15 protein-coding genes are annotated in these 24,780 nt (G+C 40.0%); 9 read left to right on the forward strand and 6 right to left on the reverse strand.

The genetic code is table 11. The annotated features are described in order from the left end of the window. Window positions 1-402: 402 nt before the first annotated feature. The gene (locus GNE10_RS11730; RefSeq protein WP_185565329.1) at window positions 403-1,170 is read right to left on the reverse strand and encodes a DsbA family protein; all 768 of its coding nucleotides are present in this window, start codon (window positions 1,168-1,170) and stop codon (window positions 403-405) included. 420 nt (window positions 1,171-1,590) lie between these two features. On the opposite strand from GNE10_RS11730, the gene pcrA reads away from it, so the two are divergent. Continuing rightward, window positions 1,591-3,915, forward strand: coding sequence for a DNA helicase PcrA (pcrA, locus tag GNE10_RS11735; protein ID WP_185565330.1), 2,325 nt, complete (start codon window positions 1,591-1,593; stop codon window positions 3,913-3,915). Window positions 3,916-4,121: 206 nt separating this feature from the next. After that, window positions 4,122-4,313: a hypothetical protein gene (locus GNE10_RS11740; protein ID WP_099069347.1), complete on the forward strand. Its 192-nt coding sequence runs from the start codon at window positions 4,122-4,124 to the stop codon at window positions 4,311-4,313. A gap of 61 nt (window positions 4,314-4,374) precedes the next feature. On the opposite strand, the gene GNE10_RS11745 is transcribed toward GNE10_RS11740, so the two are convergent. Then, a complete protein-coding gene (locus GNE10_RS11745) occupies window positions 4,375-6,717 on the reverse strand; it encodes a hypothetical protein (RefSeq protein ID WP_185565331.1) in 2,343 nt (780 codons plus the stop codon). Between the two features lie 331 nt (window positions 6,718-7,048). Between GNE10_RS11745 and GNE10_RS11750 the strand changes: the two genes are divergently transcribed. Continuing rightward, entirely contained in the window at window positions 7,049-8,716 is a 1,668-nt protein-coding gene (locus tag GNE10_RS11750) for an iron uptake porin (RefSeq protein WP_185565339.1), read from the forward strand. Between the two features lie 1,602 nt (window positions 8,717-10,318). Beyond that, window positions 10,319-12,478, forward strand: coding sequence for a DNA helicase RecQ (gene recQ / locus GNE10_RS11755; RefSeq protein ID WP_185565332.1), 2,160 nt, complete (start codon window positions 10,319-10,321; stop codon window positions 12,476-12,478). A gap of 99 nt (window positions 12,479-12,577) precedes the next feature. On the opposite strand, the gene GNE10_RS11760 is transcribed toward recQ, so the two are convergent. Next, window positions 12,578-13,207, reverse strand: coding sequence for a Uma2 family endonuclease (locus tag GNE10_RS11760; protein WP_185565333.1), 630 nt, complete (start codon window positions 13,205-13,207; stop codon window positions 12,578-12,580). A 314-nt stretch (window positions 13,208-13,521) separates the two neighbouring features. On the opposite strand from GNE10_RS11760, the gene GNE10_RS11765 reads away from it, so the two are divergent. Both GNE10_RS11765 and GNE10_RS11770 read left to right on the forward strand, forming a co-directional pair. Continuing rightward, window positions 13,522-14,094, forward strand: a complete 573-nt coding sequence (locus tag GNE10_RS11765) for a Uma2 family endonuclease (RefSeq protein WP_185565334.1) — start codon at window positions 13,522-13,524, stop codon at window positions 14,092-14,094. 11 nt (window positions 14,095-14,105) lie between these two features. Next, on the forward strand, window positions 14,106-15,296 hold the full coding sequence (locus GNE10_RS11770) for an MFS transporter (protein ID WP_185565335.1): 1,191 nt from the start codon (window positions 14,106-14,108) through the stop codon (window positions 15,294-15,296). Between the two features lie 522 nt (window positions 15,297-15,818). Here GNE10_RS11770 and GNE10_RS11775 read toward each other — a convergent pair. Beyond that, window positions 15,819-15,986 (reverse strand): hypothetical protein, encoded by a 168-nt coding sequence (locus GNE10_RS11775; protein WP_180267465.1) that lies wholly within the window; start codon window positions 15,984-15,986, stop codon window positions 15,819-15,821. Window positions 15,987-17,223: 1,237 nt separating this feature from the next. Here GNE10_RS11775 and GNE10_RS11780 point away from each other — a divergent pair. Together GNE10_RS11780 and GNE10_RS11785 are read left to right on the forward strand one after the other, a co-directional pair. After that, a complete protein-coding gene (locus GNE10_RS11780) occupies window positions 17,224-19,200 on the forward strand; it encodes a long-chain fatty acid--CoA ligase (RefSeq protein ID WP_185565336.1) in 1,977 nt (658 codons plus the stop codon). Window positions 19,201-19,243: 43 nt separating this feature from the next. Beyond that, window positions 19,244-19,693 (forward strand): YlqD family protein, encoded by a 450-nt coding sequence (locus GNE10_RS11785; RefSeq protein WP_099069339.1) that lies wholly within the window; start codon window positions 19,244-19,246, stop codon window positions 19,691-19,693. 310 nt (window positions 19,694-20,003) lie between these two features. On the opposite strand, the gene GNE10_RS11790 is transcribed toward GNE10_RS11785, so the two are convergent. Further along, complete coding sequence (locus GNE10_RS11790; RefSeq protein WP_185565337.1) at window positions 20,004-20,480, reverse strand: hypothetical protein; 477 nt, start codon at window positions 20,478-20,480, stop codon at window positions 20,004-20,006. 637 nt (window positions 20,481-21,117) lie between these two features. On the opposite strand from GNE10_RS11790, the gene GNE10_RS11795 reads away from it, so the two are divergent. Continuing rightward, the gene (locus GNE10_RS11795) at window positions 21,118-22,419 is read left to right on the forward strand and encodes a dihydrolipoamide acetyltransferase family protein (RefSeq protein WP_185565338.1); all 1,302 of its coding nucleotides are present in this window, start codon (window positions 21,118-21,120) and stop codon (window positions 22,417-22,419) included. A gap of 383 nt (window positions 22,420-22,802) precedes the next feature. Here the strand turns inward: GNE10_RS11795 and lepA are convergent, their stop codons facing one another. Beyond that, on the reverse strand, window positions 22,803-24,614 hold the full coding sequence (gene lepA / locus GNE10_RS11800; protein WP_099069335.1) for a translation elongation factor 4: 1,812 nt from the start codon (window positions 24,612-24,614) through the stop codon (window positions 22,803-22,805). Window positions 24,615-24,780: the final 166 nt, after the last annotated feature.

A 24,780-nucleotide genomic window follows, 5' to 3' on the forward strand; every position in this document is an offset into this window, starting at 1 on the left:
TCCCCGACTTCTGCAAGAAGTCTAGTAATTAATGGCAATATTCGAGTAATAAATTTTCTATATTTCAGTGAAATTATCATATATTTAAGAACATGAGGAGTTAGGAAAATCTCTCCCCCTTACTCCTCATAAAGCTACTCCTTACACTTGCTTCAAGTACAGCAATTTCCTGATGCATTTAACATCTAACCAAAGATGCAATTAATGTTAAATAAGCAAGTATTTCTGTAAACCAATATGATAAATATAAATAGTTACTCAGTATATATATCCTGTTTGTTGATGTTTATTAGACATCATTATATGTTTTATTAGACAACATCAATGAGACGTTGCAATACAACGTCTCTACATGTTGATTTAGATATTTATCGATGTTAGCTCATCAGCAAACATAGAGCTTTAGTTAGTATTAGACAATATATTTTCGATATCTGATAACTGCACGACTCGTGAAATAGTTGGAGTACTAATTACAAAAAACGGTGTGCCAGCAACAGCTAATTTTTCTGCTAGCTGGATGTCTTTTTGAATAGCAGGAGTGGCAAGAGTCTGGTCGCGTTGAAATTTAACTAAATCTAAATTCAGATTTTTAGCGATATCTAAATACAATGCTTCACTTAGTTGCTTTTGATTAGTAAATAGGGCATCATGATATTCCCAAAATTTCCCTTGTTGATGTGCTGCCCAAGCTGCGGCTGCTGCTGGTAATGCTTGGGGATGAATTGCAGCTAGCGGTAAATGCTTGTAAACTAATTTTATCTTGCCTTGGTATTTAGCTAATAATTGTTTCAAGGTTTTATGTGCTTCAGCACAGTAGGGACATTGAAAATCTGAAAATTCCACCAGCAGAATTTTTGAATTAGTTGCGCCAGTGGTTGGAGAGTTAGCAATTATTGTTTGGGGATTTGTTTTTAAATCCTGTAAAAATGCTTGGCGGACTTGATTGAGTTTTTGTTGTTGTTGCTGCTGATATGCCTGAACAGACTCGATAATTACCTCTGGATGTTCGCGGATAATTTGTAATACTTGCTGTTCTAGTTGGGGATCGATGCGGTTAGCTGCTTGTGCAGGAAGCGACCAGGTGAAAAGCAAACATAATATACCTATTATTGGCAAGGTACGCAGAGATTGAACTAATTGTCTAAACCAACTAAAGAATATAGTCATACAAAAACTGTAAAAAAGGAGAAATTCTGTGGTAGAGAAACCATTTATAAAGTAAATCTGAAGTAGGGTGTGTTACGGCTATGAAAGAATTTGGGACTTAGAGACAATGAAATTCAGCCGTAACGCACCATCCATCCGGCGATGCGTTAGGCGCTAAGATAGTTATTTCGTGACCAATCATATCGAAAATATGCGCCTAACACACGCTACATTAATTTTATTTTCACCTTATAAATAGACTCAGAGATTATCGATAGAAAGCTAATCCTGCGTTAACTTTCGTCAATCGTGATAAAGTATCATTTTGGTTAACAAGATTGCCTGACAATCTTTATTGACCAAGTTTCGTTAGGATATTGTAACCTGGGCAATAGCCACTCTTTTAGTGATGTGACGCCTAGCAATCGCTTTTTCACATCTATGACAACAACCATTGACTTTCTCAGTCACCTAAACCCCAGCCAACGCCAAGCTGTCGAGCATTACTGCGGCCCGTTGCTAGTTGTTGCTGGTGCAGGTTCGGGTAAAACACGAGCGCTAACTTATCGGATTGCCAATCTGATTCTAAAACACCGTGTCGATCCAGAAAATATTCTGGCGGTTACTTTTACCAATAAAGCGGCGCGGGAAATGAAAGACCGGATTCAACGGTTGTTTGCTGAAGAAGAAGCAATAAAACAACACAATCAGCGATTGGATTTGTTGACAGAATACCAACAAATGCAATTGCGATCGCAAGTTTATAAAAATACTATTAAACATTTGTGGTGCGGTACTTTCCACAGTTTATTTTCCCGGATTCTGCGCTTTGATATTGAAAAATATCAAGATGAAAAAGGACGCCGTTGGAGTCGCAATTTTTCTATATTTGATGAATCTGATGTTCAAACTATCATCAAAGAAATTGTCACCAAACAATTGAATTTAGACGATAAAAAATTTGATGCTCGTTCTGTGCGCTACGCCATTAGTAATGCCAAAAACCAAGGTTTATCACCCCAAGAATTTCAACAAGAACAACCGAATTACCGGGGACGGGTAATTGCTGATGTCTATAATCGTTATCAAGATAAGTTAGCAGAAAACAATGCTCTTGACTTTGATGATTTAATTCTTGTACCCACTAGATTATTTCAACAAAACGAGCAAGTATTGGATTACTGGCATCGGAAATTCCGCCATATCCTCGTAGATGAATATCAAGATACTAATCGGACTCAATATCAACTGATTCATTTATTGGTAACCAACGGCGAAACTCAAAAGAGCGAATGGCAATGGCAAAATCGTTCAGTTTTTGTTGTGGGCGATGCCGACCAATCAATTTATAGTTTTCGTATGGCAGATTTCACAATCTTGCTAGAATTTCAAGAAGATTTTGGTGATGGGTTGCCAGATGATGATACCCGCACAATGGTGAAGCTAGAAGAAAACTATCGCTCTTGTGAAAATATTCTGCAAGCGGCAAATGAACTAATTGAAAATAACACCCAACGCATTGATAAAATCCTCAAACCAACGCGGGGCCCTGGAGAGCAGATTTATTGTCATAAAGCCGATGAAGAACTAGCGGAAGCAGCATTTGTAATTAATCAAATTCGCTCTTTAGAACAGAAAAATCCAGAGTTGGACTGGGGTAGTTTTGCTGTTCTTTATCGCACAAATGCCCAATCTCGCCCCTTTGAAGAATTGTTAGTGAAATATCAAATTCCTTATACAGTTGTGGGAGGAATGAAATTTTATGACCGCAAAGAAATTAAAGATGTTCTAGCTTATTTAAGGGCGATCGCCAATCCATCGGATACAGTAAGTTTATTGCGAGTTATTAACACTCCCCGGCGCGGTATTGGCAAAACCACCATTGATGCTTTGGTGAATGCTTCCCAACAATTAGGAACGACTTTGTGGGAAATACTCAGCGATGAAACATCGGTGAATACATTAGCTGGAAGGGCCACAAAAGCTGTAAATAGCTTTGCCGAAATGATTAGCCGTTGGCAAGGACAAATCGGTGCGCTTCCTGTCACAGAAGTTTTACAAGGAATATTAGAAGATTCTGGTTACGTCCAAGACTTGATAAATCAAGGCACAGATGAAGCTACAGATAGAGTACAAAACGTCCAGGAACTTTATAACGCTGCATTGCAATTTCAAGAGGAAAACGAAGATATTTCCCTGACAGCATTCCTCCAAAGTACCGCCCTCAGTTCTGATTTGGATAACTTGAAAGAAGGACAAACGGCCGTTTCTTTGATGACTTTACACGCCTCAAAAGGGCTAGAATTTCCCGTAGTCTTTTTGGTGGGATTAGAACAGGGGCTATTTCCTGGCTATCGTTCCCTGAGTGACCCCGCAGCTTTAGAAGAAGAACGTCGTTTGTGTTACGTGGGCATTACTCGCGCCCAAGAAAGGTTGTATTTATCACATGCCCGCGAACGACGTTTGTATGGTTCCCGCGAACCTGCTATGCCATCGCAATTTCTCAGTGAATTACCAGAAGAATTATTAATTACCCAACGTGTAAGTCGTCAAACTTATACTAAAACTGCTGTTAATTCTGGCGTTAAGTCAGATACTAACCAAAGTTGGCAAGTAGGCGATCGCGTATTGCATAAAACTTTTGGTCTAGGTGAAATAACTCATGTTTTTGGAACGGGTAATAAGTTATCTGTAGCGATTAAATTTGCCAGTTTGGGGCAAAAAATCGTTGACCCCAGAGTAGCGCAGTTGCAAAAAGTCGATTAATAGGGGATGTTAACCGTCAACAGTCAACATCAGTAATGCCCTCCCCTTTGTTGGAACACAACACCTATAATCGCCGTCTCTTATCACCGAACCCCAAACCTATTAAACTAAATGATGAGAAATACACAATAATTTAACAAACCTTAAAATAGGCTTATTATAAAATTGCAAATGGTGTGAGTTTAACAAAGCGGATTTAATTAAAGATGCCTACTTGTATATCCAGTGTGCCCAATCGCGAGTCTCAAACCAGTTTGGTTACCAAGTTAACCAAATCTTATTATCAAGACGATCAACAAGCTAAATTTATGCACCTACAAGCGGAGATAGACTCCCTGTTGCAGCAGTTGGAAAGCCTGAAGCACCAACGCCTAGCTGCTAGTAGCCAAAAAGAATAACTCCATTTTTGAAATAGCGATCGCCAACGCCCCTTGAGACTAAATTTTTGCTCAGTGCGTGCTATTCAAAGCGCTGATTTTTGTTTGACCAGCGCTTGAGACTATATTTATCAACGTTTTCTACTAGTAAAGCTGGAGACTGCACCCCTGAGAGCTTGGCGATCGCAGACAATTTTTGCAAGGAATTTTCTGTAAAATCTGTATAGATGACCTCATTGTTGTCAGACACAATCATGGTACGGTCAGGAGATTGATTTGTTTTTTCCTCCCCAGTTCCAGGTTGAGGCTGATTCAAAGACGCAATGGTTGTGCCTGAAATAGTGATTACGATTTCCGGCTGAGCATTATTTGTTAAATCGATAGTTTGAACGGGCCAATCACCTAATTTTTCTTGCATCTGTTCAAAGCTAGGAATTGGGCCAGCCGGAACTTCTCCGGAATTTTGTAAAGATTCCCACAAGTTTGATATTATAGCCTTGACTGCTGAAGGATTTTGTGCATACAGTTCTCGGAGAGTGATGGGAAACGGTTGCACCCATTCCAGTGCTGCATTGGTTAGGGCTAGGGGTTTTGGTTGCAGAACATTGTTTTGATTCCCTGGAATTTTTGGCGCAGCAACTAGTAAACGCAAAACTCGATTTTGTAGTTGCACAGCTTTGATAGTACCTATGGTAATTTGCTGTTCTCCGTTTGGTAGCCAAACCACTATCTGCATTTGGGGGTCAGAATTAATTCCCAAAGTCTTCCAGAAAAATTTTGCTGTTGAAGTTTTGGGTGGCTTCAAATTCTCAAAAGGAAAATTTAGCCAGCGTTTACCATCAGAAAATGCACTCACCTCCACCTGATACCAAACTTGGTTATCTGTAAGTTTCAAGTCTGCTGGAGAATTTGGTTGTAGCCACTCGCTACTAGTAACTTTAGCGATGGGTTGCACTGTACCAACAATTTGACTGGGGTGGGATATCTGCGACGTAACCTCACCATCGAGTTTTACCAACAGATTTTGAATATAAGCAAGACGATCTTTGGTGATTTTGGGTTGTGTCTCCAACCAAGAATTAGCAGCTTCTTGTCCCCGTTGCACTGCCAATATCAAAGCAAACCAAGCTTGCACTTGTTGTCTATCTGGGTTCACCCGCAACGCTGCTACTGTACGATTCCACAAGCGTGTTTCATCACCTTTGAGTAGAGTGCCAATTTCTTGGACATTATCTGCCAATTCAAACACTTGCAAACCTTTTTCCCAGCGCCCATCAATTAAATTTGCTAATATTTGTTCGCTGGGACTTGCCCAACTTTTATCGGCTTGGGATTTAGTCACCAGTGAGTGTAAGCGAATTAAATCCATTTGGGCTTGCGCCCCCTCTGGTAATCCTTTACGTTGTTTTTTGATAAATTTCAACCATTCAAAGGCCGGCGTCCACAGTCCGCTACGGGCAATTGACAAGGCATTTTGGTAAGCAGAATCCTTGAGGACTGGTGATTTGAGGTTAATTGCTTCCAATTGAATTGGTTTGAGAAATAACTTCAGAGGCTTGACTTGATAAACATCCAAGTGCGGTTCTAAACCTACAGTTCCATCAATCACTAACTCTTTTGTCGCATCGCCAGTTACTTGTTGCCATTTGGGCAATTGACCGCTGGGACTCTTCCAAGACAACATTTGTTGGAGATTACTGCGTTCTGGATTGTAGTATACGATGTCACCGTAAGTAATGACACCAATTCCCTGTTGGCGTTCACCCCGTAAATTAAACCAAACTCCTGCTGATGGTGTTTGACCTTCAAAGCGTTGTACCTTAGTTAAAGGTAGAGGAACACTGATATCTTGGGGTTCTAATATTGCATCAGGCAAAGAAGAAATCACAAAGGATTCTTCCGGCCCAGTTATTGATAATTGACTTTCTAAATAGTAGTAATTTTCTGGCTCAGACTTAAACTCTAACTCTTGTGAACGTTGATAAACCCTAATTTCCACAAGTTTTTGACAATCAGATTCACAATTGGCACGTCGCTGAAAAACTGGCATGAAAAACGAGTTTTTCGTATCTTGATACAAAGGTAGAAGTTCGCCGACTATGAGATTTTTTTGAGTTAAATTCAGTTCAATTTGTTTAAAAGTTTGCGGGCGTTCGTGTTTACCCAGAGGTATTTGTGCCCATAGAGGTAAAACTTTATTCAGCCAGCTTACTTGGTCTGGATTCAAAATGAAGAGAATACTAATCCAGGCAAAAGTAATAATTAAACCGACACTACTCAATAAAATAGCGATCGCCAGTGTTGATGGCAACCAACTTAACGGTTTTGGTTTTTGAAGTGTCTTTTTAACTACGCGTTTCCTCGTAGTAGCACGAGGTTGATTTTGTTTAGTTTTTGGCGTCAACTTGCGCCAGCGTTTTGCCATATTCTTTGATTATTGGGCATTGGGCATGGGGCATGGGAAAAGGTTAATGGTTCGACAAGCTCACCAACCGGGAAAAGGGAAAAGGAATAAATTTAATCTTTCCCCTTTTCCCCTTACCCCTTTCCCTTTCCCCCTTATCTTCTTTTCCTAATAGTTATACTCGCCCTTTGTGAACTTGCCCAGAAGTATTATGTCTAATTTTCTACAAAATACGTAAATTTACTCATGTGAGCATTAAAGGATCGCGAATACACTCTTCACTTAAGTATGTGAGCAGAGTATAAAAAAATTGAAACGTAGACTTATTAGCCGCAGCCATCAAAAAATTTGGATGCTCGCATGGTTACTCGTTGCGGGAGTCAACGCCGTTGTAGAAAAAGCGATCGCAATTCCTACGGAGACAGAAACTACTGAGAATTCAGAACTCAGAATTCAGAATTCAGGATTTAATAGTGATATTACCTCTTCATCCCTCGATCCGATGGCGCAAGTGACATCGGTTTCTCAACTCAAGGATGTACAACCGAGTGATTGGGCTTTCGCTGCATTACAGTCTTTGGTGGAACGCTATGGTTGCATAGCGGGTTATCCTGATAGCAACTATCGCGGAAATCGCGCTTTAACGAGATACGAATTTGCTGCTGGTGTGAATGCTTGTTTAGATAGAATTAATGAGTTAATTGCTACGGCTGCCAAAGATTTAGTAAGCCGAGAAGATGTAACAATATTACAAAAATTACAAGAAGAATTTGCTACTGAATTAGGAACTTTACGAGGTCGAATTGATAGTTTAGAAGCTAAAAATGCTGAAATTGCAGCCAACCAATTCTCAACAACAACTAAACTCAGCGGATTATTAATAGTTGGACTCCAAGGACGTACTAAAAATCGTGGTGATGTTAATTTTAGAGATGGGCAAAAAGATACAGATGATGGTGGAACAAACATTAATGTTATTTCCTTGGCACAGTTGTATTTAACTAGTCAAATCACTCCCCGGAGTTATTTATTCACAGGTTTGTTAGCTGGTAGAGGTACTACTACGCCGAGATTTACTAATAGTGTTTCTCGCAATGATGTTTTACTTGGTTACGAATTCCCTACAGATAATTTGATTGTTAGTGACCTGAATTTTCATTGGTTGGTGACAGATAAATTAGCAATGATGATTGGGACAGAAGGTGTAAGTATACCAGCTGCTTTTAGAGGCCCTAATCGAGTAGAAAGCGCTGCAACAGGGCCGTTGTCTTATTTTGCCCAAAGAAACCCGATTTTAAATACGGGATACGGTCACGGTGGTATTGCTATTGATTGGCAATTTGCTAAACGTGCTAGTTTGCAGGCAATTTATACTAGCTATCAACCAGGAAATCCCGGTCAACGTAGCGGTTTATTTGATGGAAACACAACTACAGGAGTACAATTATTACTGACACCAACTGATACTATAGATTTTAGTTTGTATTATGTTAATAATTACTCTTCTGATGGTTGTTTACTAACCTTTGTTGGTGATGAATGCTTAACTGCTGTAAATAGCACTACCGGAAGATCGGCTCCATTACAAACTAATGCGGTGGGTGCCACTGTAACCTGGCAAATTTCTAAAAGTATTAGTGCAGGTGCATGGGGCGGCTATACTAAATCTTATATTCCAGGGCAACCGGGAAATGTTGAAACAACAAATTATATGGTGTTTTTGAATTTTCCTGATTTATTTGCCAAGGGTAATTTGGGTGGAATTTATGTCGGACAACCTCCGAAAATCACCAGTAGTAATCTACCTGTAGGTAATAATGTCCCCGATTTTATTAATACCGGTTTGGGACGCGCAGGAGGACAACCAGGGACGACGACTCAAGTTGAAGCATTCTATCGTTTTCAGCTAAACGATAACCTGAGCATTACACCAGGCATTATTCATATTTTGCAACCCGGTCATACACCAAATAGTGACTCAGTTACCATCGGTATTCTGCGGAGTACTTTTACTTTTTAGCGTCAAAGTCGAGAATCCAGAATTCAGATATTCAGTGGGGATAATTTACGAGCAATTTTCCCCTATCTCCATATCTTCCCATGCCCAATGCCCTATTTTCAAGAGATATAAAAAAGGTTTGGTGGTGAGCCAAACCTCAATATAAATCCAGTGCATAACAACATCCCGAATTAATTTACTCATGATTATATTCATTGGGCATCTTCCTATAGGAAGTATTCAAATACCCTCAAATCTGATAAAAGACTTTTTCCGTATCAATGAATACTTAGAAAATAGATTTTTCCGTCCTCCTGTAAAGCCGATGGCAAAACAATTTAGATGCTCATAAAATGTTTTTTCAGCCTTCTATGCTACATAAAATACTTTCAGATTCTTTGAAATCATCCTTAGGTAGGGAGACTTTCAGAGTCATACTCTTGTTTTTTTTAGGAGAGTTCAATAGAATTTGCATAGAAAATGATATTTGACAAATATCTGCTGAAACTCGACTCCATGAATTTTGTCTGGATAGCGATCGCCATTACAAAAACTTTATTAAACAGCAGTTTCTTGTTTTTAACTTCATCTAATGTTTAGGGTGGATAAAAAGTATTTGCAATATCACAAATCGATTTTAATGTAGCGCCAAAATGCCAAATAATTATGAATAAAAAGCACGGTCTAAATCCCGTGCTTTGTATAATAAGTAAAAACATCTTGGTAATTTCTGCAATATATCAAAATACCAAAATTGCCAACTGCCAAATTGCCAAATATCTGTTAATGATGGACAAAGACTAATTTATAGATATTTCGAGATTCTTAGATGTAATCAAATTGACTATTAAGACAAATTAGTAGCTACTTAAAAAACCTATAGGACTAAAGTCCTGACTACGAACATTTTTTTCCTACAAAATTAATGGAACACACTACTACTGCTTCATCGCATTAGTTACGAGGGGTAAACTCATTCTTAATTTTTCTTCCTTTGCGCTCTTTGCGTCCTTTGCGGTTTGTTTATTAACCCCGCAAAATTAATGCGATAGACCACTACGCTTTCAGGTTTAATTAGGTTGAGCTACTGATGAAGCTGATTTTGTTAAAAAGCTCCAAGCATTGGTTAGAAGCATTACTTGGAGCAACAAATTTGAATCACCTTACCTTTCGGTATAGATAACTAACTTTTCACGGCATATGAAAAAATTTGTTAGGGTTTAGGGAAAACACACACATCTTTAGCTTTGGTTTTGGAATTTCACAAATTCCTTCTAACCTTGTCACACCCTAACTTTCTCCAAAACAGAGCTTCCAGACCCCGTGAAAAGTCAGGTTAAGTAAAATTAACGATATTAGATTGTGCTGTTAAAACTTCCCTTGGCACTATTTCTAGTGCTGCTTGAGCTTGTAGGATAAGTACAAGTTATGATAGAGAAGTTTTTTACAGCTTCACCTGCTACCGCGTTTAGTAATCTTAGCCTAAGTTTTTGCCATTGCTGAAAATTAAAAATTCTCAACTTACGCAAAATTAACCATAAAGCTAAGATTATTAAAAATATATCTTACTTTTTTGATTAAACTTACTTAATTTAGCCAAAAGCCTCCGAAAAAGCGATCGCTATGCTTCAGTATCCCAATCTCGAACAAGCGCTAAAATATCACTTCGGTTATGATAGATTCCGCCCCGGACAACGACAAATTATCGAAGATGCGCTGCAAAATCGGGACTTATTGGTGGTAATGCCTACGGGTGGGGGAAAATCTTTGTGCTTTCAGCTACCTGCATTAATCAAAAAAGGTTTAACTGTAGTAGTATCGCCATTAATTGCTTTGATGCAAGACCAAGTGGAAGCACTGCGAAATAATAACATTAGTGCGACATTTCTCAATAGTAGTTTGAATCCGTATCAAGTGCGATCGCGGGAAGATGCCATCCTCAAGGGCAAAGTGAAATTACTTTACGTCGCCCCAGAACGTTTGTTAAGTGAAAGATTTCTACCATTTCTTGATTTAGTTCATCATCAAATGGGTATTTCCACCTTCGCCATTGACGAAGCACACTGCGTTTCTGAATGGGGACACGATTTTCGTCCAGAATATCGCCAGTTAATATCTCTGCGAAAACGCTACCCCAATGTTTCCAGCATTGCCCTCACCGCCACAGCTACCGATCGCGTCCGTAGTGATATCATTCAACAATTAGGATTGAAGCAACCAAGTATCCACATAGCCAGCTTCAATCGCCAAAATCTTTATTATGAAGTTCGTTCTAAAACCAAGTCTGCATACGCAGAGTTATTAGAACTGGTACGAGAAAGTGAAGGTTCAGTGATTATTTATTGTTTGACGCGCAAAAAAGTAGATGAACTCACTTTTAAACTGCAAAATGATAAGATTTCTGCCTTGTCTTACCATGCTGGATTAACTGATGAAGAACGCAGCAGCAATCAAACTCGATTTATCCGCGATGATGTGCGGGTGATAGTGGCGACAATTGCTTTTGGAATGGGAATTAATAAGCCAGATGTGCGTTTAGTAATTCACTTTGATTTACCGCGTAATTTAGAAAGTTACTATCAAGAATCAGGTAGGGCGGGAAGGGACAGCGAACCTTCACGTTGTACGCTTTTTTTCAGTTTTGCTGATATTAAAACCATTGAATGGAGTATTAACCAAAAAACTGACCCCCAAGAACAATTGATTGCCAAACAACAACTGCGGCAGGTAATTGATTATGCTGAAGGTAGTGTTTGTCGGCGGACAATTCAGCTTGGTTATTTTGGCGAACGGTTTGCTGGAAATTGTGGTAACTGCGATAATTGCCGCAATCCCAAACCGATGGAAGATTGGACAATTGAAGCCATGAAGTTTTTATCTTGTGTGGCGCGTTGCAAAGAAAGATATGGCATGACATATATTATTGATGTGTTACGCGGTGCCAAAAGCCAAAAAATTATTTTAAATCAACACGATCAACTTTCTACCTACGGAATTGGCAAAGATAAAACTGTAGATCAATGGCGGATGTTGGCGCGATCGCTTTTACATCAAGGATTACTAGAACAGACTAACGATGGTTACTCTGTTTTAAAACTTAACGCCCTCAGTTGGGAAGTGATGCGGCGACAACGCACAGTTTCCTTAGCTATAACTGCAACACCAGATATTGCTTTGACACAAACAAGTGAAAAAGCTGTCGAAGCAGAGGTTTTAATGCAAAGATTGCGATCGCTACGCAAACAACTTGCGGATCTACAATCTGTTCCACCTTATATTGTCTTTCCAGATTCTACTTTGAAATTGATGGCGCAGGTACAACCTAAAACCATGACGGAATTTGGTAAACTTTCTGGTGTAGGTACTCACAAACTTACCCAATATGGTGAAAAATTCCTGGCAGAAATTCGCGCTTACCGCCAAGAAAGAGGCTTTTTAGATCCACCGCAGGATAATTTTATCCCTTTTAATAGCTTACCTTCAGACACCGAAATTTTTACATTTGAGTTGCACAAACAAGGTTTGAGTGTTGCTGAAATTGCCCAAAAACGCAACATTCGCCCCACTACAATTATTCGCCATCTTGCAGATTTAATTGAAAAAAATCAGCCTGTAGATTTAAATCATTTAGTTCCTTTAGAACATCAGCAAAAAATTTGGCAAGTTTTAGAAGTGCTTGGTGATATTTCTTTGACAGCCATTCGAGAACAACTAGGTGAAAGCTACACTTATGATGAAATTCGCTTAGTGCGTGGTAAGTGGCGGCGCGAAAATCGGAAGTGATACCAATTCAAAAAATCTTTGCAAGACATTCAAACCCGAAAAACTAGAAGATGCGATTCATCGCGTCTCTACAAATGCTATGACTTTTTTAATGCTTTCTTACGAAGCCAAATCGAAAATTTGCTGTGCAGTTAAGTTGAATAGAGGGAATGTCGGAGAAACAATGGCCGTCTTTCCTGTAAATGAAGTCATTTGATATTCTCCCTCAACCAAGTTACAAACAAAAATTGTGGGTTGTTTGGGGTTACCAATGAACTTTCTTGCTCCCAGTGCAGCATAATCGATAATCCAATATTCTTCGATGCCCATTTCTTCATAATCTCGAAGTTTATCGTAGTAATCGTCACGCCAATTAGTTGAAACCACCTCGACGATTAATTTGACAGAATCAGGATTTTGAATAATCGATTCGCTTTCCCACCGGGGTTCATCCCTAAGAACTTCTTTGTTTAAAACAATGATATCTGGCTCGTAACCTGATTTTTCTCGTTTGGGTTTGACAATTGATTCTCTGGGAATAGTCCATATACCGCCAGAGCCACTCTGCCTGATAATTATCAATAGTTGCTCAATCAGGGAACCTGTGAGATTGGAATGTTTTCCCTTTGGCTTGGGCATTTCGATAATTACTCCATCATGCAATTCATATCGTACCTCTGAATTTTCCGGATACCAGCTGATAAATTCATCGAAGCTGTATAGTTTGGGTTCGACTTGGACTTGAGTCATATTATCGAGCTTGTGGAGGTTAAGTACTTGTTAAGAGAAGGGTTACAACTTGAGTAATTTTTTTGATTAATTCTTTAACTATTCTCGCTCCTGTAGTAAGATGCTGTAAGCTATTTTGATTCCTAAATTGTTAAGATTTTCTAATTAAAATATTAAGAGTGAAATTCCAAGAGTTAGCCGATGAGTCATAAATTATTTTTTGCGAGTAAATAGTGGCACGAAAATCGCAAGTGAAAAGTTAATCGATCAACGGTCAATAGCTAACAGTCAACAATTACCTTAAAATACAAGAGCAAGATTAAAGGAGTTAAGCAATGAGTCAGATGCTTAATACTGGAGTATGCTGGACAACTCAGGATGTGGAACTATTACCAGAAAATGAAGGGACGCGTTACGAGATAGTTGATGGAGAATTATTTGTCAGTAGGGCACCTCACTTTAAACATCAGCAAACTTGTGGCAGAATTTTCCAAGAGCTTAACATTTGGTCAGAGTCTACTGGTTTGGGGGAAGCTGTAATCAATCCCGGCGTTTTGTTTTCAGAATCAGATAATGTGATTCCTGATGTAGTTTGGGCTACTAAAGAAACCTTGGCGCTAACATTGGATGAAGCAGGACATTTAACTGGCGCACCAGATTTAGTTGTCGAAGTTTTGTCGAGTAGCAACGAAGATCTAAGACGGGATAAGGAAGCTAAACTTAAGCTTTATTCTTCTAGAGGAGTAAAAGAATATTGGATTGCTGATTGGCGATCGCGTAAACTAGAGGTCTATCGACGCGAACAAAATCAACTTAAATTAGTAGAAACTTTATTTAGTAGTGATATTATAATTTCTCCTTTATTACCTGGTTTTAGCTGTAGTGTAAACCAATTTTTTCCTGTATAAATTTACATTAAATGGAAACACAAACCTCAAGTAACGGATTAACTAAAGTCCAGGTATTGATTATGGCGATCGCAGCTGGTGTCTGCGTTGCTAATATTTACTATAATCAGCCAATTCTTAACGATATTGCATCTTCTTTTAAAGTCAGTGAAGGCGAAGCAGGTAGCATATCTGTGCTTTCACAAATTGGTTACGGTGTTGGGCTTTTCTTTTTAATCCCCTTGGGTGATAAAATCAACAAGAAAAAATTAATTCTTTGCTTGCTGGGATGTTTGTTTTGTTTGTTGATAGCCATGACATTTTCACAAAACATCCTCCAAGCCGGGATATTGAGCATAGCAATTGGAATTACCACAGTCTCAGCCCAGGTTATTCTTCCCTTAGCAGCAAGTATAGATAGAGTTACTACAGGGCAAACTGTAGGTAATATTTTTACTGGGATATTGATTGGAATTTTAGGAGCAAGAGTTTTTAGTGGGTATATTGCAGAATGGCTGACTTGGCGCTATGTATATGGATTTTCAGCAGTAATGATTTTAATAATTACTGTTTTATTACAAATATATTTACCCAATGTCAACAACGATTTTGAGGGGTATTATTGGGAGTTATTAAAATCAACACTCCACCAATTAAAACGTTTTTCATTGTTAAGAGAAGCGTCATTGATTGGTGGTTTATTGTTTGGTGTATTTTGCTCATTTTGGACGACGCTGACTTTCCATTTGAGTGGAGCGCCTTTTTATTTCCAATCTGACATAATTGGCATATATGGGTTTGTGGCTATCGTCGCAGCATTGGCAGCACCAGTTTTTGGTAAACTAGCCGATAAAGGTAACTCTCAACGTTCCTTGACTCTTGCTGTATCGTTGGTAATTGCCAGTTTAGTAATTGCGAAAATAGCTGCTAACTCTGCACTAGCGATCGCTGTTGCTGTATTGTTAATAGATGTAGGCGTACAGGCAATGCAGGTTACTAATCTTGCCAGAATATACACTCTTGATGCTCAATCCAATAGCCGCATCAATACAGTTTACATGACTACCTATTTTATTGGCGGTGCTGTAGGTACTAGCTTTGGCTTATTATGCTGGAATCAAGGCGGATGGAATTTGGTTACTTGGCAAATGTTAGTTATGACTTTACTTGCATTCTTTGTTATCGTCAGACCTAAAATCACTAAACCAAGAACACATCATTGAAGAAGAATACAGAATTCAGAATACAGAATTCAGCAATCTTGACGCAATGCTCGAAGACTTTCGTAGAGAAGCCATGCCGCAGGCTTTACCCTGCCCTATCCGCCAGTTGTACAAAATACCTTTCCTGTATTCTGACGACTGACGCCAATATTGCTGTTTGATAAATAATCGAAGTTATTTTTTGCAAAAAATCTGTATAATACCAATTTGAAAAATGATTGCGACAGATGTATAGCCAAAAGCGATTACTACTAACTGTTTCACAATCCAAAATCTAAAATCTAAAATCCAAAATGGTATAACTTGCTCAGGACTTACGCAAAAATAACGTAATTCGGTCATTACGAGCGATAGCGAAGTAATCCCCCCTGACGCTGGGATTGCTTCCCTACACTGCGTTTCGGTCGCAATGACAATATCAGCGTTGCGTAAGTCCTATTGTTCTTTAGATATCGCCTTGCACCTATGTTTAAATGGCTCTCCTCATCAAGGCGATATCTATTTATAGATATTTAGCTGACATTAGGAATAGCTGGGAATTTCAGAATTGCTATCTTGCGAATTTACGGTCACTGGGGATAGTGTAGTCTTTTGATTTTTGGCAGACAGAATTACAGATAGCAGCTTAGGTAGTGCTAGGCAAGCAACAGTATTCAACAGCGTCAGTAATAACCCATCTATTAAACTCATAATGTTATCTCCCCTGTTTAAAAAAATGTATTTCACATAATTACTAGTTTGCAGCAAAATTAATACAATTACTGAAAACGGTATTTTGAATTTCTTTTATTGGTTATAAGCTAACTATATATATTTTTTTACTAATGGTAACCATCAGTTTTTAAATATATATTCAGAGAGAAAATTTCCTGTAATTTAGTGCTACATGTAGAGCGATGAACTTCAGTTGTAAATCACTATTAATAATATTACACAACTTTTAACAAAATGAAATATTTAATGGAAAATTTAGTATTGACATGCTTAACGCTGGAATTTACCAGCTTTTAGGGAACTCCAAAAAATAAATTATTGCAGTTGGGGTTGTTGACTGTTGACTGTGAACCTTTAACGGTCAATACTTAACAGTTTTGTGTGAAATATTTTTGATTCAGTTGCAGAAATAGCTATCAGAAAAATGTTAATTTCTCCCATTCTTTTAGAAGTTTGCTATCAAACGTAATCCCTTAGACCTGCCTTAAAAACAGGTCATTGGGCATTATATGATTGATTTTTATTGTTCCTTGTGAGCGCAACTCATGGAGTCTCTTACAAAAGTGCTTTTTGCACTCTTGTGGAAAAAGGGATGCATCTTTATTGGGGAAAGGAAAAATACCAAACATACACTCCCTTTTCCCGACTTCTAAGAAAAGTCTATATATTGACTGTCAACCGTCAACAGTCAACATCAAAACTGCAAATGCCCAAAATTTTTTACTCTCAAACACTCCATCAATTGGGAGAACAGCGATCGCAAAAATCAGGACTAAATTTGCAATATTGCCTACCCGTCAATGGGTAAACTGTACAATAGGGAAAACTCGTCACTTGAATTTTCGCTATTTGTAATTCGGAATTATTCGCTGATAATTGAGTCAACTTACTTTTATTGGTTGTAAAAATATCTATCAGCTTGGGAAACACTATGCAGGCAGCAATATTAATCAACGTTAGCAGTGTTATGTCTATCAAATTCATCAGGTAATCATCCCCTTGAAAAGTAGGCGATCGCTATTTCTAACTGCAAACGCGATCTATAGCTTGCAGTCTATGTAAATCAACTTTAACATAAATTTTTGTAAATATAAAGTGAGAATTCCAGGAATTATCATACACAAAAGAGAATGTGGATAATGAGGACAGTTATTGTAGCGTAATAAAAAAAATAAGTTACAAAAGCGATGGTCTGAAATTTAATTAAGGTGTTATGTCAAAAACTCAAACCGGGTCTTCTTTTTTATCTGATATCAGCGAACGAGAACGCCAAGCATTAAAGAAGTTGGTAGATTACACAAATGTGCAATCGCTACCAGAAATTTGGCCTTTGGCAGCTCTCGAATTTGGTGATATTGTTGCCTTACACAGCCCCCACACCAAACCAGAAATAGTGATTACTTATACTCAGTTAGCAGAGAAAATACAACTATTTGCTGCTGGGTTGCAAAGTTTGGGAATAAAACTAGGCGATCGCATTTCCTTAATTGCTGATAACAGTCCCCGATGGTTTATTGCCGACCAGGGTATCATGACTGCTGGAGGAGTTGATGCTGTGCGTAGCTCCCAAGCCGAAAAAGAAGAATTGCTGTTCATCATTGCCAACAGTGGTAGTACAGCAGTGGTAATTGAAGATTTGAAAACACTGAAAAAACTCCAAGACCGCCTCAACGATTTACCAATTGAATTCTTCATCTTACTTTCAGATGAAGCACCGCCCACAGAAGGGCCTTTAAAGGTGCTAAATTTTACCCAATTGAATGAAATTGGAGCAAATCATAATTTTGTGCCAGTCAAGCAAAATCGTGACGCCCTAGCAACACTAATTTACACCTCTGGCACCACAGGCAAACCCAAGGGCGTGATGTTGGCTTATAGTAACTTGATGCACCAAGTGACAACATTTGGTACAGTATTGCAACCAAATCCCGGCGACATGGTTCTTAGTATCTTGCCTTCCTGGCACAGCTACGAACGAACTGTTGAATATTACCTCTTATCTCAAGGTTGCACGCAAGTTTACACTAACTTGCGTTCAGTAAAAGGAGATTTGAGACAATTTAAACCCAACTATATGGTGGGTGTACCTCGTTTGTGGGAATCCATTTATGAAGGCGTGCAAAAACAATTCCGCGAACAACCAGCCAAAAAGCAACGCCTAATTAAATTTTTATTAGGCATCAGCGAGAAATATATTAAAGCACAGCGAGTTGCTCAGGGATTGGATTTAAATAACCTTCATGCTTCAGCCAAAGAAAAATTTGTAGCTAACATAGTTACCGTGGTTTTATTACCCCTGCATAAGTTGGGAGAAAAACTAGTTTATGCCAAAGTGCGGGAAGCCACAGGCGGACAAGTCAAGCAGATGATTAGCGGCGGTGGTGCGCTTCCCAGACACATTGATAACTTCTTTGAAATTATTGGTGTTCAGATTTTGCAAGGTTATGGCTTAACAGAAACTTCTCCAGTTACCCACGTGCGTCGTCCCTGGCGAAATTTGATTGGTGCATCGGGGTTACCACTGCCAGCAACAGAAGCTAAAATCGTAGATCCTGAGACCAAAGCACCTTTGCCACCAGAAACACGAGGCTTGGTATTGTTAAGGGGGCCCCAAATTATGCAAGGCTACTACCAAAATCCCGAAGCCACAGCCAAAGCAATAGACCGTGAAGGTTGGTTTGATAGCGGCGATTTGGGTTGGTTGACACCACAAAACGACCTAGTGCTAACTGGCAGAGCCAAGGATACCATTGTCTTAACTAACGGCGAAAACATCGAGCCGCAACCAATCGAAGATGCGTGTTTGCGATCGCCATACATCGATCAAATCATGCTTCTCGGCCAAGACCAACGCAGCTTGGGAGCCTTAATTGTCCCCAATGTCGAAGCCTTAGAAAAATGGGCAACAGCTCAGAACTTGACACTGGATATTCAGGACGATAACCAAACTACTGCATCGAGTCAAAAAATAAACTTGCAGAGTAAAATAATCCAGGATTTATTTCGCCAAGAACTAAATCGCGAAGTGCAGAATCGTCCAGGCTATCGACCAGATGACCGCATCGGGCCGTTTAAATTCATTTTGGAACCGTTTTCCATCGAAAACGGCTTAATGACACAAACATTGAAAATTCGCCGACACGTCGTTGTGGAACGCTATCGCGATATTATTGACGGCATGTTTGCCTGATGATTCCACCCGCCAACTATATAAGAGTGAACGTGAAATATTTATGGATGTCTCCAAATCTCATTTGCTGTTGAAACGCGTCGTCAACGTTAAAGTGATTGTTACTCCCCTCTGGAAAGAGGAAGTACAACAGCAGCTACAAGCACAGATTAATCAACTTGACCAGCAACTGCAACAGTTAGACATTGAAGGACAAAGAGCGATTAGTGCAATTCAAAAACAGAGTCTGCAACCACCAGGGCCCCAGACCCTCCAACAAATTGACAATATTCAACTCCAAGTCAATCAAAAGAAAAGCGAATTCCTAGAGCAGAAAAATCAGTTGCTACAAAACCTCCAGCAAGTGCAATTTCTCCAACAGGATCAAGAAGTCAACCAATTCCAAATGGAAGGCTTTTTTAAAGTAGAAACCGGAGATAACTTGATTAGTAAAATGCAAGTAGAAATTGTTCTTCGCGATGGTGTTGTCGAAGAAATTCGCGGCGACATTTAGTCAACTAAAGTTAGGAGTTATGAATTAGGAGTTAGGAGTTAGGAGTTAGGAGTTATGAATTAGGAGTTATGAGTTATGAATTAGGAGTTATGAGTTATGAGTTGAAATTCCTAACTTTTAACTCCTCACTCCGCACTCCCCACTCCTGACTATCAATTCCTAACTTTTAACTCCTCACTCCGCACTCCGCACTCCTAACTCTCAATTCCTCACTCCTAACTTTTAACTCCTCACTCCCTACTCCCCACTCCTAACTCTCAATTCCTAACTTTTAACTCCTCACTCCCAACTCCTCACTCCTCACTCCTCACTAATCCCTCACTCCAGCCCAAACAATTTGCCACACTGGAGGCGAACTAATAAAAAGCGATCGCCCAAAGGTCGTCATCTCTACTCGATATTTAACTGTATCAACCGAATTATTACCCTGCTTGATTTCTGTAATCGTCACCAAGGCTTGATTTCGTTGTGGATAAGCCACCTCTACCTTTCGCGTTCCTCCCACCGAGGGTACATCATCAAAGGCATTCAAAGCCAGTGTAGCCGGATCGCTTCCTTGCAGAGATGAATTAATACTTTGTAGGGGTATAGTTTTATAGTTGGAACGCTCTGAGTATGCCACAACTTCCTGAGACTGATGAATCGCTCTGATGTGCTGTGGTTGCCTATCAACATTGCCGTCAACCATCGCTGGAGGTTGCTGGCGTCCAGTCATCAAAACTCCAGCGCCAGCAGTGGCAAAGATGGTTAATACCACAATCAAAAACAATTTTAACTTTGCCGACATAAAAGTAAACAGAAATTTCAAACAGGTTAATTACTAATTTTTGAATTCTAGATTGAACTGCATTCCATAATTTTCTATCTTCAAGAAGCTCCTCTATCTCAAGCAGTGGTGTGAGGAATATAAATATATCTATAGCAATGCTAAATCATTTGTGAAATATTACTACCCAGGCTGTTGACTGTTGACTGTTGACAGCCACCACTGATATTTTTCACAAATCAAATAGGATTGCCATATTTGTAGCAATCTCATTTAATTTGTAAGATACTCTTGATGGTTTTTCAAAGCCAACAACCAAAACAAGATATTAACTATCCTTTAACAATAACTCTGTAGCATAGACCTTTAAATCAGATTAAGGTTCCTTAATTTGGGTATGGGGAGATGGAGAGATGAGGTGATGGGGAGATGGCAACGCCTTGGAGAAAGGTAAAAGGAGGGATCTTTCTTTTCCCCTTTGCCCTTTGCCCTTTGCCCTTTGCCCTTTGTCCTTTCCCCTTTGCCCTTTGCCCTTTGCCCAATGCCCAATGCCCAAACTAAAATATAAAATCTCCAGTCTAAAATTCTTTTATCAAGATACAATTCGATCTGACAAAAGCTGTTAAAGTCCATAAACCATTGATTCCCAAACCACCCTATGAGCATTCACGAAGTATTTATGCCGGCGTTGAGTTCCACCATGACCGAAGGCAAAATCGTCTCCTGGGTGAAATCGCCAGGGGACAAAGTGGAAAAAGGCGAAACAGTGGTGGTTGTAGAGTCAGATAAGGCAGATATGGATGTAGAAACCTTTTATGAAGGATTTCTGGCCCATATCATAGTGCAAGCTGGTGAAACTGCCTCAGTCGGAGAGGCCATCGCCTTCATTGCCGAAACCGAAGCTGAAATCGAAACTGCGAAATCTCTTGCCAATTCTGGCGGCGCGGCTGCTGCTAGTTCTACTCCCGAACCTGTTCCTGTGGCTGCTTCCGTTGGAATTCCTGCTTTGGCCTCTCAAAATGGCTCTAACCACAAGGAAGGAAGACTTATAGCTTCACCCCGTGCCCGCAAGTTAGCCAAAGAACTTAAAGTTGATTTGACTACACTCAAAGGCAGTGGCCCCTACGGTCGCATTGTAGCCGAAGATGTGGAAGCACTTGTTAATAAAGATAAGCAACCCACCCCCGCCCCAGCGGCCGCCCCAGCAACACCCACTGTTACTCCAGTAGCGCCCCCTGCGCCATCGACACCAGCACCCGCACCCACACCAGCCGTGGCAGCTGTTCCTGGTTCCATTGTGCCTCTCACTACCTTCCAAAATGCGGTAGTACGCAACATGGTAGCGAGTCTATCTGTACCTGTGTTCCGTGTAGGTTACACCATCACTACTGACGAGTTAGACAAACTTTATAAACAAATTAAATCCAAAGGCGTAACAATGACCGCGCTACTAGCGAAAGCTGTGGCGGTAACATTACAAAAACACCCACTTTTGAATGCTAGCTACTCAGACCAAGGAATTGTCTATCATTCTGATATCAACATTTCCGTAGCTGTGGCGATGGATGATGGCGGATTAATTACACCCGTGTTGCAAAAAGCAGACGCAGTGGATATTTATTCTCTATCCCGCACATGGAAGTCTTTGGTAGAGCGTGCCAGAAGCAAACAACTACAACCCCAAGAATATAACAGTGGTACTTTTACTTTGTCCAACTTAGGGATGTTTGGCGTAGATAAATTTGATGCGATTTTACCACCTGGACAAGGCTCAATTTTAGCGATCGGTGCATCCCGCCCGCAAGTGGTAGCAACACCCGACGGTTTATTTGCTGTGCGCCAACAAATGCAAGTAAATATTACTTCAGACCACCGAATTATTTACGGTGCCCATGCTGCGGCATTCTTGCAAGATTTGGCGAAATTGATTGAAACAAATGCTCACTCTTTGACACTGTAGTTTTGAAAAAACGCCAAATTTAAACTTAAATTTTAGAGCTATGAGCAAACTAATTTGCCCATAGCCCTAAAGTAACTCTAAAAAATGAATGATTCCGCTTGCAATACTTATCGGTTAAGGGGGAAAGGGAAAGGGGAAAAGGGAAAGAAAAAACCTTTAACCCTTACCCTTTAACCCCTTCGGGGTTCGCCAGTCGCTCATGGGGGAAACCCCCAAGACCGCGCTGGCTCACCTTTTCCCCAAACCAAATTCCAGTTTAAAATCCAAAACCCAAGCAGTATTGATTCCGCTTGGGGTCGTTGACTGTTGACAGTTAGCAGTCAACGGTCAACGGTCAACAGTTAACAATCTTCTGTGGATACTTAGAAATCCCTAATTTCAAATCAGCTTTGATCTAAGCGCAGTACTGCCATAAAGGCTTCTTGGGGTACATCTACTGTACCTACTGATTTCATTCGCTTTTTACCTTTTGCCTGCTTCTGTAAAAGTTTCTTCTTGCGGCTGATGTCACCACCGTAGCATTTAGCTAACACATCTTTTCGCAAAGCAGGAATGTGTTCGCTGGCAATCACTTTACTGCCAATGGAGGCTTGGATTGGCACTTTAAATTGATGGCGGGGAATTAGTTCTTTGAGTTTTTCTGCCATCGATCGCCCGACGTTATAAGCTTTATCTCGATGGACAATCATCGCCAAAGAATCCACAGGATCGCCGTTAATTAAAATATCTAGCTTCACCAACGGATTTTCGCGGTAGCCAATCAGATGATATTCCATACTTGCATAACCGCGCGAACGCGATTTCATTTGGTCAAAAAAGTCGGTGACAACTTCCGCCAAGGGTAACTCATAGGTCAGTGTGGTTCGTCCTTGGGTCAGATATTTCATATCTTTAAAAACGCCACGTCTGTTTTGTGATAACTCCATCAACGTACCAACGTAGGTTTCCGGTGTAATCATTTCTACTTGAACGTAGGGTTCCTCAATTTTTTCGCGTTCGTTGGGAGAAGGTAAACGGCTGGGATTATCGATGTACAGTTCCTCACCTTTGACGGTTATGACTTTATAAACCACAGAGGGCGCTGTAATAATTAAATCTAGGTTATACTCTCGCTCTAGACGTTCTTGGACAATTTCCATGTGTAGCAAGCCCAAGAACCCGCAACGAAAGCCAAACCCCATAGCACTAGAAGTTTCTGGTTCGTAATGCAATGCTGCATCATTGAGTTCTAGCTTTTCTAAGGCTTCCCGCAAGTCTTCAAATTGATCGGCATCAATGGGGAACATGCCGCAAAAAACCATCGGGTTGGCTTCTGCATAACCTGGTAAAGGTGTCTCTGCTTTCGCTTTACTTAGGGTAATTGTGTCTCCTACCCGCGCATCAGCTACAGCTTTAATCGCCGCTGCCAAATAGCCTACTTCTCCAGCGTGGAGTTCATCAACTTGCTTTTGAGTAGGAGAAAGAACGCCCAACTCATCAATGTCAAATTCTTTACCGGATGCCATTAAATGGATGCGATCGCCTTTTTTCAATGTGCCATCCATCACCCGGAAATATACAATCACTCCTCGATAGCTGTCGTAATAACTATCAAAAATTAACGCCCGTAAGCGTTCATTTATTGTATTGGGCGGTGGCGGTATGCGATCGACAACTGCTTCTAAAATCTCATCAATACCAATTCCTTCTTTAGCAGAAGCCAGAATCGCACCACTACAATCTAGACCGATAATTTCTTCAATTTCGCCAATTACCCGTTCTGGTTCTGCCCCTGGCAAATCGATTTTATTCAGAACTGGGATAATTTCCAGGTTATTTTCTAACGCCAAATATACATTTGCCAAAGTTTGCGCTTCGACACCTTGGGACGCATCTACTACTAATAACGCTCCTTCACAAGCAACAAGAGAACGGGAGACTTCATACGAGAAATCCACATGTCCTGGAGTATCAATTAAGTTCAGAACATATTGCTGACCATCTTTGGCTGTGTAATTCATCCGGGCAGCTTGCAGCTTAATGGTAATGCCGCGCTCCCGTTCTAGATCCATATTGTCGAGAAACTGTTCCTTCATCTGTCGGTCTTCAACAGTGCCAGTAGCTTGTAGCAAGCGATCGGCGAGGGTTGATTTCCCGTGGTCAATGTGAGCAATAATACAGAAATTGCGAATGCGAACTGCGGGAACGTCAGTCATATACTATCTTTGCCTTAGCAGCAACCAAAGTTAAAAGACCAATTTACTTAATGTATTTTAATGCTTTCTTTGCCAAGACGCTCTTAGCTTTGGCATTAGTCATTAGTCATTAGTCATTAGTCATTGGTTATTCTCCGCTTCCCTCATCTCCCCATCTCCCCAGGCC

The sequence above is a fragment of the Nostoc sp. 2RC genome (assembly GCF_014222165.1).
Taxonomy (GTDB): domain Bacteria; phylum Cyanobacteriota; class Cyanobacteriia; order Cyanobacteriales; family Nostocaceae; genus Nostoc; species Nostoc linckia.

Bases quoted from the DNA above. Each gene is read 5' to 3' on its own strand.
- GNE10_RS11765 (WP_185565334.1), top strand. From the start codon at position 13,522: ATGAGTCAGATGCTTAATACTGGAGTATGCTGGACAACTCAGGATGTG.
- GNE10_RS11760 (WP_185565333.1), bottom strand. From the start codon at position 13,207: ATGACTCAAGTCCAAGTCGAACCCAAACTATACAGCTTCGATGAATTT.
- GNE10_RS11770 (WP_185565335.1), top strand. From the start codon at position 14,106: ATGGAAACACAAACCTCAAGTAACGGATTAACTAAAGTCCAGGTATTG.
- GNE10_RS11740 (WP_099069347.1), top strand. From the start codon at position 4,122: ATGCCTACTTGTATATCCAGTGTGCCCAATCGCGAGTCTCAAACCAGT.
- GNE10_RS11775 (WP_180267465.1), bottom strand. From the start codon at position 15,986: ATGAGTTTAATAGATGGGTTATTACTGACGCTGTTGAATACTGTTGCT.
- lepA (WP_099069335.1), bottom strand. From the start codon at position 24,614: ATGACTGACGTTCCCGCAGTTCGCATTCGCAATTTCTGTATTATTGCT.
- GNE10_RS11785 (WP_099069339.1), top strand. From the start codon at position 19,244: ATGGATGTCTCCAAATCTCATTTGCTGTTGAAACGCGTCGTCAACGTT.
- GNE10_RS11750 (WP_185565339.1), top strand. From the start codon at position 7,049: ATGCTCGCATGGTTACTCGTTGCGGGAGTCAACGCCGTTGTAGAAAAA.
- GNE10_RS11745 (WP_185565331.1), bottom strand. From the start codon at position 6,717: ATGGCAAAACGCTGGCGCAAGTTGACGCCAAAAACTAAACAAAATCAA.
- GNE10_RS11780 (WP_185565336.1), top strand. From the start codon at position 17,224: ATGTCAAAAACTCAAACCGGGTCTTCTTTTTTATCTGATATCAGCGAA.
- pcrA (WP_185565330.1), top strand. From the start codon at position 1,591: ATGACAACAACCATTGACTTTCTCAGTCACCTAAACCCCAGCCAACGC.
- GNE10_RS11730 (WP_185565329.1), bottom strand. From the start codon at position 1,170: ATGACTATATTCTTTAGTTGGTTTAGACAATTAGTTCAATCTCTGCGT.
- GNE10_RS11790 (WP_185565337.1), bottom strand. From the start codon at position 20,480: ATGTCGGCAAAGTTAAAATTGTTTTTGATTGTGGTATTAACCATCTTT.
- recQ (WP_185565332.1), top strand. From the start codon at position 10,319: ATGCTTCAGTATCCCAATCTCGAACAAGCGCTAAAATATCACTTCGGT.
- GNE10_RS11795 (WP_185565338.1), top strand. From the start codon at position 21,118: ATGAGCATTCACGAAGTATTTATGCCGGCGTTGAGTTCCACCATGACC.